Consider the following 16,971-nt stretch of genomic DNA (forward strand, 5'->3'; position numbering starts at 1 on the left):
TTTCATGTACGAACGCCCCATGGCCAACATTCGCACCTATCCTGTTACTGGATAGTATACCAGTTGAAAAAGCGAAGAGTCAAAACCATCCGATTTGTGCCGGCCCATCGGCACAATTGCCATACATACCCGTACCCGCTCTGACATAGAGTTAAGCGAAACCCTGTCCGGGGAGGAGAAGCGTGTGTACTGGCTGCAGAAAAGCGTGGCAATCCTGGCGGGCAGCGTGCTGGTCGCCGTGGGCGTCAACCTGTTTCTCGTTCCGCACAAGCTGATGGACGGGGGCATGATCGGCCTGGGGCTGTTGGCCACGTACTACCTGCATGTGCCCCCGGGGCTGGTGATGATTCTGGTCAGCCTGCCCGTCTACGCGCTCGTCTTCGCCTTCGACCGCAGGCTGTTTGCCCACAGCTTTCACGGCATGCTGATCTCTTCCTTTTTCGTTGACATCTTCTCGCCGCTCCGGTCCTGGAATGCCTGGTCGACGCCCGCCTCGGCTGTCTGGGGCGGCGCTCTGATCGGCTCCGGCATCGGACTGATGCTGGCGTACAAGACCAACACGGGGGGCACCGACCTGTTGGCCCAGTTTGCGGCGAGGCGGTACGGACAGCCTGTGGCGCTCCTGATTCTCGGCATCGACGGAGTGATCGTCGCCGGTTCGCTGCCGGCGATCGGCTGGGAACGCACCGTCTTTTCCCTGATCACCATCTTCGCCGTCGCGTCCTGCACCCATGTCTTCAGCGGCATTCGCCGCCGGCCTGCGCCGTACGTGGTAATCGGGCCGATCGGCAGGGATGGGGGACGCGCGTGGAGAAAATAAGGAAAAAGCCAGAAAAGAGGGAACGCGCGTGGCACAGCATATGCCCGAAATGATTACCGATCGGATCGGCTACTTTCCCGGCAGCGTCAACATCGGCCTCGTCCTGGGAACAAGCGGCGCCATCCTGATCGATTCCGGATTGGACGCACAGACCGCGAAAAAAATCAAAAAAGGGCTGGAGGCAATGCCCCAGCCGCTGGCTGCCATCGTTCAGACCCATGCCCATGCCGATCATTTCGGCGGCAATGCCTATCTGCTCACCTGCTGGCCGGAGGCGGTCGTATACGCTCCGCCGCTGGAGGAGGCGATCATCCGCTACCCGCTGTTGGAGCCGATTTACCTCGGGATGGGCGCCCAGCCGCTGGCAGAGCTGTGCAACAAGTTTTTGCTGGCGGAAGCCTCCCGGGTGGACCGCCTCCTGCCGGCGGAAGGCGAGCTGGACATCGACGGCATCCGCTTTGAGGTCATCTCCCTGCCGGGACATAGCTGGCAGCAGGTGGGCCTGGTGTGCGACGGCATCTGCTTTGCCGCCGACAGCTTTTTCGGCGAGGAGACGTTGAAAAAGCACAAGCTGCCGTTTCTCGTCGATGCGCATGAAACCCTGCGCAGCCTGGTGAAGCTGCTCGAGTCCCGCTGCCGCGGCTACCTGCCGGGCCACGGTCCCTACACCACCTCCCCGGAAGCGATCCTGACGAAAAACATCCACTGGCACCGCCGCCTGTACGACGTGATTGAAGAGATCCTGGCAGAGGAGAAAACGCTGGAACAGACGCTGGCCTTGCTGTGTGAACGCTTGCACATTTCCATTCAAAACGCCACGAGCTACGTCCTGTACCGGACCGCGCTGATGGGCTACCTGATCGGACTGATGAAGGAAGAGCGCGTCAGCTACCGCTTCGCCGCCAATCAATGGCTGTGGAGCCGAAAAGGGACCAATCAGGGCTGAGCGGCGGGACGGGACAGGTAGTCAGCGATTTCGGCCAGCTTGTGCTCGGCGGCTTCGCGGATTTCTTTGGGAATCACGAACTGGTCTTCGGCCGTCGCGTGCATGTAAAACTTCGCTTCCAGATAAGGGTGGCCCAATTTGACCGTCAATTCTCCCTTGCCGGTGGTGGTGCTGGTGTAGTTGGTCGGAATGCGGAGAAAATACGAAGTGCTGGTGGCGGAGTCGTAGATGACGACGTCGTAGGTGGGGGGGCTGTCGCCGCCGGAGCGGTGGAACCCTTGCTGCCGGAGCATTTTGTCGACGTAGGACAGCGGCTGTACAACACCGGTCAGGTTTTTGCTTTTTAACCGCATGGACATCCTCCTTGGCTACCACTCAAAATTGTGTGTTGCCTAATCATATGTGGAGGGGCGGCGATTCAGACTTACAGACAGGAGAATCATGAAGGAGTGGAACATCCCGTGAAACAAGCCGATCTGCATACCCATACACGCGCATCCGACGGCACCTGCGAGCCTGCGGAAAACGTCCGTCTGGCCGCGGAAGCCGGACTGGCCGCCGTCGCCATCACCGACCACGACACCGTCGCGGGGATTCCCGCCGCGCTGGAAGCGGCAGCCGGGCTGAACCTCGAGGTCATCCCCGGCGTGGAGATAAGCTCTGCCGCCAACGGACAGGATATCCACGTGCTTGGCTATTTCGTCCCGTACGACGACGAGACCTTTCAGGAGAAGCTGCGCGGGCTGCGCGAGACCCGGCACGAGCGCAACAAGCTGATGATCGCCCGCCTGCGCGAGCTGGGCATCCCGATCACCCTGGAGAGCGTCTACCGGCGCAAGAAGGGGGAGGACAAAAACATCGGCCGCCCCCACATCGCCGAAGAGCTGATGGAACTGGGCGTGGTCGGCTCCATCGACGAAGCGTTTGCCAAGTACCTGGGCCGCGAAGGAGCGGCCTATGTAAACCCTCCGCGCATCTCGCCTCAGGAGGCGATCACGCTGATCCAGGAAGCCGGCGGCGCCGCCGTGCTCGCCCATCCCGGCCTGTACGACGACGATGAACTGGTGCGGGAACTGATCGCCTTTGGCCTGGATGGCATCGAAGTATGGCACCCGGACAACGACGCCGCCGACCGGGAGCGGTATCGCACCTGGGCAGAGGAGCACGGCCTGGTCATGACCGGCGGCTCCGACTTCCACGGCTGGCGCGGCGAAGAGCCGTTTCACGCCATGCTGGGCACGCACACGGCACCGCTGTCCGCGGTGGAGCGGCTGCGGGAAATTGCGGCGAAGCGGAAGCGGTAAAAGGAGGGCAGAGGCCCCGAGCCATCAGGCAGCCCGCGGGCAGCCTCCTTACCTTCGTTTTTTTCTCGTCGTATTCCCGTGCCTTTTTGTCCAGATACAGATGGTTGTCGATGCCGTACACCTGCCCGATGGCAGTCAGGACGGTCATGAGGAAAAAGATCAATCCGTATGCGATCATAAACCGGTCCAGCGCAAAGCAGGCCACAATGGCGGCGATCAGAACGGCAAGCGCAGCCCACACGACTGTTTTCATGGCCATCCCCCTTTTTTGATTCGTTCACGTCGGATCATACGGCGTACTTGTATGTACGGAGGATGTTTTGGAACGTTTCGGAAACGGACAACCCCGCGTCCAGTAAGGGCCGCGGGGTTGTTGGCGGTGCGCCCGGCATGGGCGGTAGCTATAGGGTGAAAGTCCCGAACGGGGGTTGGCTGTACCAACCGTTAGCCTAAGGCAAGGGTGTCCGCCGCGAGGCGGAATCTGAAGGAAGCCGGCGGCAAAGTCCCGACCTGAGGTACACGAACCCGATTTGAGGCTGTTGTACTTGGGCGAGCCTGCCGCACAAGGTGAAGCCCCATACAGCCAAAGGGTACAACAGTAAATTGGGCAGGTACATGGGACGAAGGCTACCGCTCTTACCCGGGGAGGTCTGCATGGTACGCCTACTATCGTTGGCAACCGCCTCCGTGAGGGGGCGTTGAACATGCAGAAGTCAGCAGAGGCCATAGTACCCCAATCGGGGACGCCTGAGGGGGAAGGGCCGAACATCAAGTCAGCATATGTCCCAACCTCTTTCGATACGGTGTGTCGAAGCAGAATTCAGAACTGGAACTTCCTCTGGAGAGTAGGGGTGAAGCCCCGAGGGTACAGAGAAGGGCTGAGCATCGTACGGCAAGCTTGGCGACATGTGCGCGGAGGAAGGAGTATCGTTATGGATCTGCTGGAGAAGGTTCTGTCTCGGGACAACCTCACGGCCGCCCTCAAACGAGTGGAAGCCAACAAAGGCGCTGCGGGAGTCGACGGTGTTTCAACTGAACAACTGCGCGACTACCTTCGCCTGCACTGGGCGACCATCCGGTCGCAAATCGAGACGGAAACCTACAAACCGACTCCTGTTCGCAGGGTCGAAATCCCGAAACCTGACGGGGGAATACGGTTGCTAGGCATCCCTACCGTGGTAGATCGCTTCATCCAGCAGGCCATCCTGCAGGTATTGACTCCCATCTTTGACCCAGAATTCTCCGATTCAAGCCTCGGATTCCGCCCGGGTCGCCGCGCTCACAATGCTGTGCAGAGAGCGCAACAGTACATCAAGGAAGGATTCCGGTATGTGGTCGACATCGACCTGGAGAAGTTCTTCGACCGGGTCAACCATGACATCCTGATGAGCCGGGTAGCCCGCAAGGTGAAGGACAAGCGTCTCCTTAAACTAATCCGCGCTTACCTGCAATCCGGAGTTATGGTCAACGGAGTGTGCGTCTCAACGGAAGAGGGTACACCGCAAGGTGGCCCCCTGAGTCCGTTGTTGGCCAACATTCTGCTGGACGACTTGGACAAGGAACTGGAAAGGAGGGGACACCGTTTCTGCCGCTATGCGGACGACTGCAACATCTATGTCCGCACCAAACGCGCGGGGGAACGGGTAAAGGCGAGCGTGGAGCGATACTTGACCAGGGTGCTCAAACTCAAGATAAACCAACAGAAAAGTGCGGTAGATCGGCCGTGCAATCGAAAGTTCCTCGGCTTTAGCTTTGCTCCGGGAAAAGAGGCACGGATACGCCTGCATCCCAAATCGATCATCCGGTTAAAAGAACGAATTCGCCAACTGACCAACCCGCATTGGAGCATCCCTATACAGGAGCGAATTCAAAAACTCAACCAATACCTCATGGGATGGATCGGATATTTTGCGTTGGCTGAGGCGAAAACCCACCTCCTGCGGATTGAGGAATGGATTCGCCGAAGGCTCCGTCTCTGCCTGTGGACGCAATGGAAACGAATCCGTACGCGATACCGCGAACTTCGTTCCCTCGGTCTTCCCCACAGCAAAGCACTGGAGATTGCAAATACCCGCAAGGGTGCATGGCGAACAACCAAATCTCCGCACATTCACAAAGCCCTTGGTATTACCTACTGGCAACAACAAGGGCTCATGAGTTTGGTGCAGCGATATTTCGCACTTCGTCAAGCTTGATGAACCGCCGTATACCGGACGGTATGTACGGTGGTGTGAGAGGACGGGGGTTAGTCGCCCCCTCCTACTCGATTACTTAGTTTGTATCCAGTTTCTTTTCCATGGCGATGTGCTCAATGCCGGCTTCGTCGAACACGTCACCGTGCGGTTGGTAGCCGAGCTTCTCATAAAAGCGTTGGGCGTGGGTCTGGGCGTTCAGCTTGAGGCTGTGGTAGCCGAGACGGCGGGCGGTTTCCTCCATGGCCAGCATCAGCTCCCGGCCCAGGCCGGTGCCGCGCTCGCTTTTCAACACGGCGACCCGCTCCACTTTGCCCACACCGGGAGCGTACGGACGCAAACGGCTTGCCCCGACGGGCGTTTCCCCCGCGTAGGCGACGAAGTGAACGGTCCCTGTGTCCGGCCGGTCATGTTCGTCAATCTCCAGCTCTTCCGGCACCTGCTGTTCCTCGATAAACACGACCCGCCGCACCGACAGGGCATCGTTCATCTGCTTGTCAGACTGGACAGTCTCGATTTGGTACACCTGATTCATCGTCACGCTTCCTTTCGCTCTGCACAGAAGTTCCCTCCCCGCTAGCCGTGAAGGGGTTTTCGAACGGAGTCCGCTTGCATTCGCCCGCGCGGTATGTCCGCGTGGTTACTTTTTCAGCAGGAAGGTTTGATACACGCTCCAGATGCCGTCCTCCAACTGGTAAATCAAGTGGAAGCGGTCAATTTCCGAGGTCAGGTCGATCTTGACCATGCTCAGTTGGCTGGTCACGTCGCGCAGCTCGTCGTTGGACAGATCGCGACCGATGGTCAGATGGGGCACGTAGGCGTACGTTTCCGGGGTATTGACGCACTTGTTTACAATCTTTTCGTGCAGGGCCACAAACGGCTCCTTGTTCTGCACGGCAATGTAGATCACGTTGCTGGTCGGGTGGAACGACGAGATGCGGTGGAAATGAGCCGTAAAGCTTTCCGTCGATTGGGCTACCTGCTCGAGGTGGCTCACCAGTTCGGGCAGACGGGCGTCTTCCAGGTCAAAAGCCTCTTTCAGTCGGATATACGGCGGGATCAAAGCGTAGGTCGGGTCGTAGCGCTTTCGATACGAGTTGGCCACTTCTTGCACCTTGCTGGATGGGAATACGACGATACTGTATTTCATATGGAACCCCTCCTTCTTCACGTTTGAACATGCCATCATATCCAATTATTTTAACAGAAAATTCTCCATTTGTGTAATGTTATGCGTCAACCCGTATATTCCTCCCGCGACGGGACAGACTGTTAACAGCAGGGAGGTGTCCAATCCATCGTGAAAACAGCCATGATGATTACCTTTATGTTCCTCGTTCTTTTTCTGCTGGCGCTGCTTACCTTTACGATCATTACGGTCATCCGCAAAGCGGAATTCGAAGAGGCGCTCGTCTCGCCGGGAAAGGAAGACGGCACGCAGGAAGAACGACCACGGTAAGTTTACCCAAACAGCGTGCGCAGCATGCGCGGCAGGTTGGCCTGCCAATATCCCCACGTGTGGTCACCCGCAAAGGTCTCGTAAGCCAGGGTGACCCCTTTTGTTTCCAGGATGGCGCGCAGCCGTTCGTTGGCCGCGAGCAGGTTGAGCGTCCCGCGCGACGTCTCCACCGCCGTTTCGGCCGTCCCCACTTCCAGGTAGACGTGCAGGGAAGCAGGTAGATCCGTCTCTGCGACACGCCGGTTCAGCGCCTCATCCATCGCCGCCGACTGGCAGGCCACCTGGCCAAACGTGTGCGGATACGCCAGCGCCGTAAACACCGACACGACGCCGCCCAACGACTCGCCCAGCAGCGTCCGCGCCTGCCCCAGCGGGTGGGTGGAGTAGTGACGGTCCACGTACCCGACCGCCTCGACGGCCAAAAAGCGCCGGTAGGCCAGATGCTCGTCGCCGTCCGGATGGTAGCGCGCGTACCGTCGGGCCTTGTCCACCGGCAGGAAGACGGCGAGCAGGTCCGGGATCTCTTTCTCCCGGTGGTGCTGTTCCAGAAGCGTCGCCAGCCGGCCCAGCGACAGGTAGTCCTCGCCGTCCTGCACGTACAGGACGGGATAGGAGTAGAGCGGGGAGTACCGCTCGGGGGTGTAGATGAGGAGCCGTTCCGTGGTTCCCAGGCAATTGCTCGTCAGCGTGATTTCATTCAGCGGCACAGGGATATCCTCCTTTGGGTGTGCTGGTTTCATTATACCGGAGGGGAGGGGGCGGGGGGAAACCGGTCATTAGTTGGCAGGCAAGTCGGGCGTATGGCGCGATTGTGGGGTCTCTGGTTCGATCTTTGTCCCTGCTTCGATCTTTACCCTTGTTTCGTTTCTTTACGCTTGCTTCAGTCTTTGCCCTTGCCTCGATTACCATAAGCCTTGACCCATCTCGCCACATTTACCACCATGCAGCTCCTCCCTCGGACGGACACCCCGCCAGCCGAAAGATTGTCGCAATTCCGCCATCGTATGATACTATGATAGGGAATGACTTCACTCAATGGTGGAAGGGGTTGTCTCAATGAAGAAGCACGTACACAGCAGCGAAGTCAGAAATGCCGCCCTGACGCGTCTGGCGGAACGCGGCGTCACGGTGGAGGACATCGCCGAAATCGTCTATCTGATGCAGTCGCCGTACCATCCCGACCTGACCATGGAACCCTGCATTGAGAGCGTAAAAGCCGTTTTGGAAAAGAGGGAAATGCAGCACGCCATCCTCGTCGGCGTGGAATTGGATACATTGGCGGAAAAAGGCATGCTGTCCGAGCCGCTTCAAACCCTCATCGCGACGGACGAAGGCCTGTTCGGCTGCGACGAAACCCTGGCGCTCGGCTCTGTGTTCGGCTACGGGAGCATCGCCGTCACCACCTTTGGCCACCTGGACAAACATAAAGTCGGCGTCATCAAACGCCTGGACACCAAGCGCTCCGGACGCGTCCACACCTTCCTGGACGACCTCGTCGCCAGCATCGCCGCCAACGCCTCCAGCCGCATGGCCCACCGCCTGCGCGACGAACAGGAACAGCAGGCGGAGCAGGCGGAGATCCGGATTGAGGAGAAGAAGGCGGATCAGGCGGGGTGAAAAAGGGAGCGGACGGCTCCCGGGACAGCTTTCGCAAAATACGGTTACATGTGGATAGAGATGCAGCAGAAGAATTACCGGAAACAAAGCGAGAACAGGGCCATTCTCTTGCGCGTGTGGTAAGGCAGAGAATGGTTCTTTCTATGTCGGTAAAATTTTTTACTGGAATTTTGATTTTTCCTCTTGAAATCGAAAAGAAAATCCGGTATATTAAATCATGTGATCGGCGTCCGGTACGATTCGGGCCCTTAGCTCAGTTGGTCAGAGCGGTCGGCTCATAACCGATTGGTCGTAGGTTCGAGTCCTACAGGGCCCACCATGAGACAGGTGTTTGCGAAGTACATACGACATGATCCGGTAGCTCAGTTGGGAGAGCACCATCTTGACAGGGTGGGGGTCGCTGGTTCGAACCCAGTCCGGATCACCATAACAGAAATAGAAAAAAGCCTTGGTAATCAAGGCTTTTTTCTATTGTAATAGACTTAATTAACAATCTAGTATTGCAATCTGGGATGAAAATAATTAGTACCGCTGTCAGGAGTGTTTCCTTGGCTTTTGTTGAGTAGCCAATAACGTATCAAAAATTGTTTAGCCGATTCTTGGTCGCAGTTCGTAGAGTGCGACAGTAAATGTTTATGGGTGTCAAAATATTGGCGTGCCCTAGCAGCTCGGAGATAATTTTGGCGTATATTGCGATGAGGTTGATCGTTATAATCCTGACCGTGCTGGCAATGAGGGGAACCCTGTAGAGGTTAGCCACACTGAAGACAAAACCAAGCATCACCGTCTAAAAATGCTCCACAACTATTTTGGAATTCAATTTGCCAAGGATCACTATTTCGGTTAGCCAGTTCATCCAAGAATCCAGTGCATTTGTTTACTAAAAATGCTCAGCGGTGTTGATTAAATAGGAGCTGGAAACCGAAATGTACTACCAGGCTATGTTGCATGGTATTTGAACACGGACAAAGTAAAGGGAGAATTGTTGTTGAGGATCACAAACAGGAACCAACATTCCAAGCACCAACAAGCAAATAGTGGAGAATATTGAGTTTCCTGAACTGGATTTATCGAAACAACAGTTGATTACAGAGATACAGCAATTATATCTTAAAGAATAACGGCTGTATCAGCAACTAATGGCTGAAAAGCACAAGTTCTAAAGGTGGTTACACATCCCGTATAAAATGATCGAAATGTGAGGAGCTAACATGGAAAAAACAACGCAAGCCTATATAAATGCGGTTCTTTGGCAGGCATGTGACACATTCAGAGGGAAAATTGATTCCAGCATTTACAAGGATTATGTTTTGGTCATGCTGTTCGTCAAATATTTGAGCGATACATACAAAGAACGGCTTGAAGAGTACGTTAAACGATATAACGGTGATCAGGAACGGATTAAGCGGGCGATGTCCAGGGAGCGGTTTATCCTCGATGAATCCTCCACGTTCGATTACATTTACAGCAAACGGAACGATCCTGAAATTGGTGAGATCATCAACAAAGCTTTGGAACATATGGAAAATGAAAATACGGGAAAATTGCGGGGCGTGTTCCGTAATATCGACTTCAACTCCGAAGCGATTCTGGGAAAAACGAAAGAACGAAACGCGATGCTAAAAACGCTATTGGAGGATTTCGCCAAGCTGGATTTGCGTCCATCAGTGCTTGAGGACGAGGATATTATCGGTAACGCCTATCAATACATGATCAGTTTGTTTGCTAGCGATGCCGGCAAAAAAGGCGGAGAATTTTTTACGCCGCCAGAAGTATCAGAACTATTGGCGAGACTGGTCAAACCGCAGGAAAACGATCGGATTTACGACCCCACTTGCGGTTCGGGTTCCCTTCTGATTCGGGTGGTCAGACAAGTGCCAAGCCGAAAAGTGGCAGTTTATGGACAGGAACGGAACGGTCAAACCCATTCCCTGGCGTTGATGAACATGTATCTGCATGGCATTGACGATGCAAGGATTGAATGGGGAGACACCTTGGCCAATCCGCTTCATTTGAAAGACTGCAAATTGATGAAATTCCAGGTAATCGTCGCCAATCCTCCATTTTCGCTCGACAAATGGGCGATGGGCTTCGCGAGGGAAGGCATTAACGACGCAAAGTTCAAGATGGAAGCAAGCCTGGATCCACATGGGCGATTTGAATGGGGAGTGCCGCCTGCATCCAAAGGAGACTATGCTTTTGTCCTGCATATGCTCTATTCGCTTGCGGAAAACGGGCGAGCGGCGGTGATCCTACCCCATGGCGTGCTGTTCAGAGGCGCGAGCGAGGCGAAAATACGGAAAGAAATCATCAAGCATAATTTGCTCGATGCCGTTATCGGATTGCCAGAAAACTTGTTCTTTGGTACAGGTATTCCCGCATGTGTGATGTTGTTTAAGAAGAACCGCACGAGAAAAGACGTTCTGTTCATTGATGCCTCGGGAGAAGGAAACTACGAAAAAGGAAAAAACCAGAACAGGCTTAGGGAGCAGGATATTCAAAAAATTGTTGAGACGTATGAGAAGTACGAAACCGTTGACAAGTATTCCTATGTCGCAAGCATCGATGAGATTAAAGAGAACGATTACAACCTGAACATTCCGCGATATGTCGATACGTTTGAGGAAGAAGAACTGGTTGATATGGATGCGGTGAAGGAGAACATTGCCAACATCAAGCGAGAGCTTCAGGAAGTAGAGCGGCAGATGGAAAAGTATTTGGAAGAGTTGGGATTGAAGGGGGTATGAAACTAATGGCCATGTCAAATATAGATGAAATCCCCGCAGGATATAAAAGAACAGCGGTAGGTGTTATCCCCTCTGAATGGAAAATTGAAAAGTTAAGTTCCCTATTTCCTAAAATCAGAAATGGTTTTGTCGGAACAGCCACCCCTTTTTATGTTGAACAAGGGGTGAAGTATCTGCAAGGAAAAAATATAAAAAACGGAAAAATTATTTCAGAAGATATTGTTTATGTTAGCCAAGAGTTCCATGAAAAACAACAAAAGTCAAGGCTAAGTTTAGGCGATATAGTAATGGTTCAATCTGGTCACGTTGGGGAATGTGCAGTAATAAATGATGAATATATAAATAGCAATTGTCATGCATTAATTATAATGACACCTAAAGATAAAGTGAATTCCTACTACTATTCTTATCTATTCAATTCGGATTATGGAAAAAAGCTCTTTTATAAAATAAAAACGGGTAATACAGTTGAACATATTTTAGCTAGTGACATGAATAAATTAAAAGTTCCAGTCCCTGATTTTGCTGAACAAAATAAAATAGCCGATATTCTTTCCACCTGGGACAAAGCCATCGAGCTAAAAGAGAAACTGATTGAGCAGAAAAAAGAGCAGAAAAAAGGCTTGATGCAGAATCTATTGACAGGGAAAATTCGATGGAATGATGGTAGTAACTTAGGTTCAAAAGAAATTAACAAACGCTTGGAAATGTTAAATGAAGGTAAAGTTCCAGATGGCTACAAAAAAGTAAAGTGGTTCAGTATTCCATGGGAGTGGTCATTTGAAAAAATAGGAAATATTGCAGAAGAAGTATCAATAACTAATAAAGACAATAAGGAGTACACGGTTTTATCGATCAAGTCCGTATTTGTGTGTAAATTCCCCTCGGTAGAGAAATAAATTAGCCAATGCGAGTCACTTTAGACACCGCTTTTGTTGCCTGAGTTTCTCGCCATTCCAAATACTCTGCCATATCGAGATACTTTTTGCCACTTGCCCATTTTTCGTCTATCTCCATAAGCAAAGCTCCGATTAGGCGAATAACCGATTCACGGTTAGGAAAAATGCGAATGACACGTTCTCGTCGTCGAATTTCTTCGTTGAGTCGCTCCATGCCATTTGTTGTCCGAAGTCGTTTACGGTACTTTTCGGGCAGCAGAAGAATGGCTGTGGCATCATCAAAACCATTCTCCAAAACCGAAATCGCCTTTGTAGCTTTGGCCTCGTATATTTCCACCGTTTGTTGCAACAACAACCGTGCCGTTTCAAGATCAGGGGCATCCAAAATCGCACGAACACGGGGATACAACTCCTCCTGCAGCTGCTTGGGGGTGGCGTCAAGAATATTTCGCATAAAATGAGTCTGACACCGTTGCCACGTCACCCCTTGAAAATGAGTACGAATGGCTCGTACGAGCCCACCATGTTGATCGGACACAATCAGTTCTACGCCTCGCAAGCCTCGATCTTTCAGCCAGCTAAAAAACTCACTCCAACTGGCCTCTGATTCACTATCTCCAAGCATCAGTCCAAGGACTTCTCGGTAGCCTTCCTTATTCACCCCGTAGGCCAACATCACGCCACGAGAGCGTACACGCCCCTCTTCACGCACCTTTAAAACGAGGGCATCTACAATGAGAAATGGATAGAAGCTCTCTCGTAGATTTCGGTTGTTCCAAGCCGTTACAATCGGATCCAGGCGTTTACACAGGTCGGAAACAGTAGACTTAGAGAATTCGGTTCCACACAGTTCCTCCGTGATTTGGGCAACTTTTCGAGTTGATACCCCATTCACCACCATTTCCATGAGAGCTAAAACCAAGGCTTGTTCACTTCGCTGATAGCGGGCAAACATTTCTGTCGAGAACTTTCCGTTTCGAATTCGTGGCACCCGAAGGGTGACCGTTCCCACACGCGTGGTCAATTGATGAGGATATGTACCGTTTCGATAACCTTGACGTTCATCTGTACGTTCGTACGGTTCCGCAGAAAGCTGTTCCGTAGCCTGGGCCTGCAATACCTGATTCAATACCGATTCCAGCAGCTTGGCCACCCCCGAATCCTGCGAATTTCCGAGAAATAGTTGCTGCAAAAGCTGCGAATCTACAGTAATCTGGTAATGAGCCATTTTCAAAATCCCCTCTCCTGGAATGTTGTCTGGACAACTTCATTCTAACCGAGGGTTTTTTGAAATGGCTCTCTTATTTTAAAGAGACTCCGTTTTTACACAATTATATGGACTCAACTGTTTTATCGTGTACCAAATATGATGGATTAGTTGATTCATTAAAATATTTTGGCAAAAAAGTTTTCAGTGAAAATTTGACTAAATATAAGGTAGTTAAAAGGAATCATTTTGTCTATGCTACAAATCATATTGAGGAAGGGTCGATTGGATTACAGAAATTGTATGATTACGGATTAGTAAGTCCTATGTATACAGTATTTAAAGCAAAAAAAGAGGTTGACAACAATTACTTGTATTTCTTATTAAAAACAGAAACCTATAGGCGAATATTTGAAACAATGATGTCTGCTTCAGTAGATAGAAGAGGAAGTCTAAGATGGAAAGACTTTTCTACGATACAAATACCATTGCCGCCGTTATATGAACAACAAAAAATTGCAGAGATTATATTAACATCTGAAAAAGAAATCAAAGTTTTGGAGGAAGAACTCAAAGCTCTAAAACAACAGAAAAAAGGCCTCATGCAATTGTTGCTTACAGGAAAAGTTCGAGTGAAGTGCTAACGCTTCACCTTGCAAATGGGGAGGTGAAAATATGCCCAAAGCAAAGGATTATGATGAACGGAATATCAGCCAGCAGCCAGCCATTGAGGTGTTAAAGGCGTTAGGCTATCGTTACCTGACTCACAAAGAAGCGGAAGCGATGCGGGGTAATCAATTTTACGTGATTTTGAAAAATGTGCTAGAGGAAAAGCTTCGGGAGCTGAATACTTATGAATACAAAGGGGTTACACATCGCTTCAGCGAACGGAATATCCAGCAGGCGATTCGGGATTTAGATGAGCCGCTGACGGACGGATTGGTGAAAAGTAACGAGAAGATTTACGAATCGTTGATGCTGGGGAGAAGCTACACTGAAAATCTGCCCGATGGCTCCAAGAAATCGTTCACGATTCAGTACATCGATTGGGACAACATTGAAAACAATGTCTTTCATGTGGTGGAAGAAGTAGTGGTCGAGAAGATGGACGGGCAAGACACAGCCCGTCCTGACATCGTGCTTTACGTTAACGGGATACCCTTTGCGGTCATCGAATGTAAAAAAGCCTCGATTTCCATAGGGCAGGGCATCAGCCAGATGATCCGCAACCAGGGCAAGGATTACATCCCTCAACTATTCAAGTTTGTTCAGATCTTGATGTCAACCAACAAGAACGAAACTCAGTATGCGACATGCAACACACCCAAGAAGTTTTGGTCGGTATGGAAAGAAGAAGACGAAGATTGGTTGCAGGAACAAATCAGCAAGACGGTGCGTCACCGTCTGCCGACGAATCAGGATAAAAACATCATTTCCCTGTTCCATCCCAAGCGTTTGCTGGAGTTGACACGCTATTTTGTGCTGTTTGACAAAAATGAGAAGAAGATCACCCGTTACCAGCAATATTTTGCCATCAAAGAAATCCTCAAAACCGTCGAGGAGACCGACCAAAACGGCAATCGCCAAGGCGGGGTCATCTGGCATACCCAAGGTTCGGGGAAATCGCTCACGATGGTGATGCTGGCCAAGTATCTGCTTACAGAGATGCAATACATCAACCCGAAGGTCATTGTAGTGACAGACAGAAAAGAGCTGGATAAGCAAATTCACCGAACGTTTCATCATACCAGGCTCAAGGCAAGCCGAGCCACATCGGGCAAACATTTGGTGGATTTGATCAACGACAACAATGCCGACATTGTGATGACCCTCGTCCACAAGTTTGATACAGCGGCGGTAAAACAAAAGCCGATTCTCTCCAGAGATATTTTTATCCTTGTGGACGAATCCCATCGGACGCAGTACGGGGAACTGCATAACAAAATGAAACAGGTATTCCCCAATGCCTGCTACCTTGGTTTTACGGGGACACCGCTGATGAAAAAAGAAAAAAATACGATGGTCAAATTCGGTAAGCTGATCCATGCCTATACGATTGCCGACGGGGTTCGTGACAAGGCGATTGTCCCACTTCTCTACGAAGGCAAGATGGTCGAGCAAACGGTAAACCGCAAAGCCATCGACCACCGTTTGGAGATGATCACCCGCCACCTGAATGAAAAGCAAAAAGAAGAAGTGATGCGAAAGTGGAGCCAGTTTGAACGCATTGCCTCGTCTGATCAGCGGATTAAAATGATCGCTTTCGATATCAACGAACATTTTCTGCACAATTACAAGACCCAAGGATCTCATTTCAAGGCCATGTTGGCGACGAACAGCAAGAAAGAAGCCATCCGTTATCTGGAGGCGTTCGAAGAACTGGGCGATTTGTACTGTGCCGTGGTCATTTCTCACCCTGATCAGCGGGAAGGGCATCATGAGGTGGACGAAAGCACCGACGATAAAGTTCAGCAGTTTTGGAAACGGATGATGGACAAATACGGGAACGAGGAAGCCTACGAAGAAGCGATCAAGGATGAATTTATCAACGGCGACGACATCGACCTTCTCATTGTTGTCGATAAATTGCTGACGGGTTTTGACGCCCCAAGAGCGACGGTTTTGTATGTCGATAAACCGATGAAAGAACATACACTCTTGCAAGCCATTGCTAGGGTGAACCGCCTGTACGAAGGCAAGGATTACGGTCTCATCATTGACTATCGAGGATTGCTCGACAAGCTGGATGAAGCGATGGAGATGTATTCGGGGGCGGGTCTGGAGAATTTCGACCCGAAGGACTTAAAAGGCACATTGTACGATGTGATCAGTGTTATCGGAACGCTCAGGCATTATCATACGGAACTCATGAACATTTTCATCCCTGTGAAAAACAAAAGCGACATCGAAGAATACGAGGTTCTCCTGGAAAACGAGGAGCTCAGGGAACATTTTTACAACGTGCTCAGCCAGTTTGGACGCCATTTGGGGATCGCCCTGGAGTCGGAAAATGTGTACAGGGCATTGGGAGCGGAGGAACTCAATCGATACAAGAAGGATTTGAAGTTTTATCAGGAACTCCGCAAAAGCGTGAAGCTGAGGTACAGCGATACGATTGACCACAAAGAATATGAAGCCAAAATGCAGATGCTGATGGACAACTACATTTCAGCGGAAGAGGTCATACGGATCACGAATCCCGTGGATATCATGGACGAGAAAGGATTTGAGGAAGAGTTACAACGGTTGCAGTCCCCACGGGCTAAGGCAGACGCGATTCGTACCCGATTGTCCAAGCGAATCGAAACCAAATGGGATGAAAACCCTGCATACTACAAAAAGTTCTCCGAACGTATCGAAGAAGCCCTCCAGGCGTATAAGGACAAGCGTATCAGCGAGGCGGAATATCTGCAACGGATGAAGGAGATTTTGCGGGATTTTCGCTCAGGTTCGTCAGGCGTCACCTATCCCAATAACATCCGAAAGTGTCCCAATGCTCAGGCGTTTTACGGAGTAGCTAATGAAGTAATTAGGGAAGCGAATGCATCGTACGTCGTTAACGAAAACATCATGGGTAACCTAGCACTTAAAATCACGAAAATCATTGAGGACAATAGCAAAGTAGACTGGCACGACAATACGGAAGTGCATAATCGCATTGCCCAGGAGCTAGATGATTTACTTTACGATTTTGCTAAGAAACACGGCTTGAAGCTGGATTTTGACCAGATTGACAAAATCATTGAAGGTGTAAAGACGGTTGCTTTGAGACGATATTAA

The 16,971-nt window shown here is 51.3% G+C and carries 15 protein-coding genes and 2 tRNA genes; 12 read left to right on the forward strand and 5 right to left on the reverse strand.

Translation table 11 applies throughout. The features are described 5' to 3' along the window. Positions 1–184 precede the first annotated feature (184 nt). Both A6764_RS07330 and A6764_RS07335 read left to right on the forward strand, forming a co-directional pair. Complete coding sequence (locus tag A6764_RS07330) at positions 185–820, forward strand: YitT family protein (RefSeq protein ID WP_065066941.1); 636 nt, start codon at positions 185–187, stop codon at positions 818–820. A 49-nt stretch (positions 821–869) separates the two neighbouring features. Further along, on the forward strand, positions 870–1,766 hold the full coding sequence (locus tag A6764_RS07335) for an MBL fold metallo-hydrolase (protein WP_176703256.1): 897 nt from the start codon (positions 870–872) through the stop codon (positions 1,764–1,766). Here the strand turns inward: A6764_RS07335 and A6764_RS07340 are convergent. Next, positions 1,757–2,119 carry a YugN family protein gene (locus tag A6764_RS07340; RefSeq protein ID WP_035295428.1) on the reverse strand — a complete coding sequence of 121 codons (363 nt, stop codon included), beginning with the start codon at positions 2,117–2,119 and terminating at the stop codon, positions 1,757–1,759. The genes A6764_RS07335 and A6764_RS07340 overlap by 10 nt on opposite strands. A 108-nt stretch (positions 2,120–2,227) precedes the next feature. On the opposite strand from A6764_RS07340, the gene A6764_RS07345 reads away from it, so the two are divergent. Then, complete coding sequence (locus A6764_RS07345; RefSeq protein WP_065066943.1) at positions 2,228–3,070, forward strand: PHP domain-containing protein; 843 nt, start codon at positions 2,228–2,230, stop codon at positions 3,068–3,070. A 932-nt stretch (positions 3,071–4,002) separates the two neighbouring features. Next, positions 4,003–5,265, forward strand: coding sequence for a group II intron reverse transcriptase/maturase (gene ltrA / locus A6764_RS07350; protein ID WP_065068426.1), 1,263 nt, complete (start codon positions 4,003–4,005; stop codon positions 5,263–5,265). Between the two features lie 76 nt (positions 5,266–5,341). Here ltrA and A6764_RS07355 read toward each other — a convergent pair whose 3' ends face one another. Further along, entirely contained in the window at positions 5,342–5,797 is a 456-nt protein-coding gene (locus tag A6764_RS07355) for a GNAT family N-acetyltransferase (protein WP_065066940.1), read from the reverse strand. A 105-nt stretch (positions 5,798–5,902) separates the two neighbouring features. Next, a complete protein-coding gene (locus tag A6764_RS07360; RefSeq protein ID WP_035295422.1) occupies positions 5,903–6,412 on the reverse strand; it encodes a 2'-5' RNA ligase family protein in 510 nt (169 codons plus the stop codon). Positions 6,413–6,562: 150 nt separating this feature from the next. Here A6764_RS07360 and A6764_RS07365 point away from each other — a divergent pair, with 150 nt between their 5' ends. Continuing rightward, entirely contained in the window at positions 6,563–6,721 is a 159-nt protein-coding gene (locus tag A6764_RS07365) for a hypothetical protein (protein ID WP_162836718.1), read from the forward strand. Positions 6,722–6,723: 2 nt separating this feature from the next. Here A6764_RS07365 and A6764_RS07370 read toward each other — a convergent pair whose 3' ends face one another. Next, positions 6,724–7,428 (reverse strand): alpha/beta hydrolase, encoded by a 705-nt coding sequence (locus A6764_RS07370; protein ID WP_264622468.1) that lies wholly within the window; start codon positions 7,426–7,428, stop codon positions 6,724–6,726. A gap of 349 nt (positions 7,429–7,777) precedes the next feature. On the opposite strand from A6764_RS07370, the gene A6764_RS07375 reads away from it, so the two are divergent. The 5 genes from A6764_RS07375 to A6764_RS07395 all read left to right on the forward strand — a co-directional run bounded on the left by A6764_RS07375 (position 7,778) and on the right by A6764_RS07395 (position 11,984). Then, on the forward strand, positions 7,778–8,338 hold the full coding sequence (locus A6764_RS07375; RefSeq protein ID WP_029099835.1) for a phosphatidylglycerophosphatase A family protein: 561 nt from the start codon (positions 7,778–7,780) through the stop codon (positions 8,336–8,338). Positions 8,339–8,580: 242 nt separating this feature from the next. Then, positions 8,581–8,657: transfer RNA gene (locus A6764_RS07380), tRNA-Ile, on the forward strand. A gap of 32 nt (positions 8,658–8,689) precedes the next feature. Then, positions 8,690–8,765, forward strand: a tRNA-Val gene (locus A6764_RS07385). A 784-nt stretch (positions 8,766–9,549) separates the two neighbouring features. Then, positions 9,550–11,085: a type I restriction-modification system subunit M gene (locus A6764_RS07390; protein WP_065066937.1), complete on the forward strand. Its 1,536-nt coding sequence runs from the start codon at positions 9,550–9,552 to the stop codon at positions 11,083–11,085. Positions 11,086–11,090: 5 nt separating this feature from the next. After that, a complete protein-coding gene (locus A6764_RS07395) occupies positions 11,091–11,984 on the forward strand; it encodes a restriction endonuclease subunit S (RefSeq protein ID WP_264622469.1) in 894 nt (297 codons plus the stop codon). Position 11,985: 1 nt separating this feature from the next. On the opposite strand, the gene A6764_RS07400 is transcribed toward A6764_RS07395, so the two are convergent. Continuing rightward, positions 11,986–13,212: an IS256 family transposase gene (locus A6764_RS07400; protein WP_065068428.1), complete on the reverse strand. Its 1,227-nt coding sequence runs from the start codon at positions 13,210–13,212 to the stop codon at positions 11,986–11,988. 59 nt (positions 13,213–13,271) lie between these two features. On the opposite strand from A6764_RS07400, the gene A6764_RS07405 reads away from it, so the two are divergent. Together A6764_RS07405 and A6764_RS07410 are read left to right on the forward strand one after the other, a co-directional pair. Continuing rightward, positions 13,272–13,835 carry a restriction endonuclease subunit S gene (locus A6764_RS07405; protein ID WP_264622470.1) on the forward strand — a complete coding sequence of 188 codons (564 nt, stop codon included), beginning with the start codon at positions 13,272–13,274 and terminating at the stop codon, positions 13,833–13,835. A 31-nt stretch (positions 13,836–13,866) separates the two neighbouring features. Next, entirely contained in the window at positions 13,867–16,971 is a 3,105-nt protein-coding gene (locus tag A6764_RS07410; RefSeq protein ID WP_065066936.1) for a type I restriction endonuclease subunit R, read from the forward strand.

Origin of the sequence: Brevibacillus sp. WF146, assembly GCF_001673705.2 — a bacterium.
Taxonomy (GTDB): domain Bacteria; phylum Bacillota; class Bacilli; order Brevibacillales; family Brevibacillaceae; genus Brevibacillus; species Brevibacillus thermoruber.

Excerpts from the sequence above, each read along its gene's own strand:
- A6764_RS07410 (WP_065066936.1), top strand. The coding sequence starts at position 13,867 with ATGCCCAAAGCAAAGGATTATGATGAACGGAATATCAGCCAGCAGCCA.
- A6764_RS07375 (WP_029099835.1), top strand. The coding sequence starts at position 7,778 with ATGAAGAAGCACGTACACAGCAGCGAAGTCAGAAATGCCGCCCTGACG.
- A6764_RS07355 (WP_065066940.1), bottom strand. The coding sequence starts at position 5,797 with ATGAATCAGGTGTACCAAATCGAGACTGTCCAGTCTGACAAGCAGATG.
- A6764_RS07395 (WP_264622469.1), top strand. The coding sequence starts at position 11,091 with ATGGCCATGTCAAATATAGATGAAATCCCCGCAGGATATAAAAGAACA.
- A6764_RS07335 (WP_176703256.1), top strand. The coding sequence starts at position 870 with ATGATTACCGATCGGATCGGCTACTTTCCCGGCAGCGTCAACATCGGC.
- A6764_RS07360 (WP_035295422.1), bottom strand. The coding sequence starts at position 6,412 with ATGAAATACAGTATCGTCGTATTCCCATCCAGCAAGGTGCAAGAAGTG.
- A6764_RS07340 (WP_035295428.1), bottom strand. The coding sequence starts at position 2,119 with ATGCGGTTAAAAAGCAAAAACCTGACCGGTGTTGTACAGCCGCTGTCC.
- A6764_RS07390 (WP_065066937.1), top strand. The coding sequence starts at position 9,550 with ATGGAAAAAACAACGCAAGCCTATATAAATGCGGTTCTTTGGCAGGCA.
- A6764_RS07400 (WP_065068428.1), bottom strand. The coding sequence starts at position 13,212 with ATGGCTCATTACCAGATTACTGTAGATTCGCAGCTTTTGCAGCAACTA.
- ltrA (WP_065068426.1), top strand. The coding sequence starts at position 4,003 with ATGGATCTGCTGGAGAAGGTTCTGTCTCGGGACAACCTCACGGCCGCC.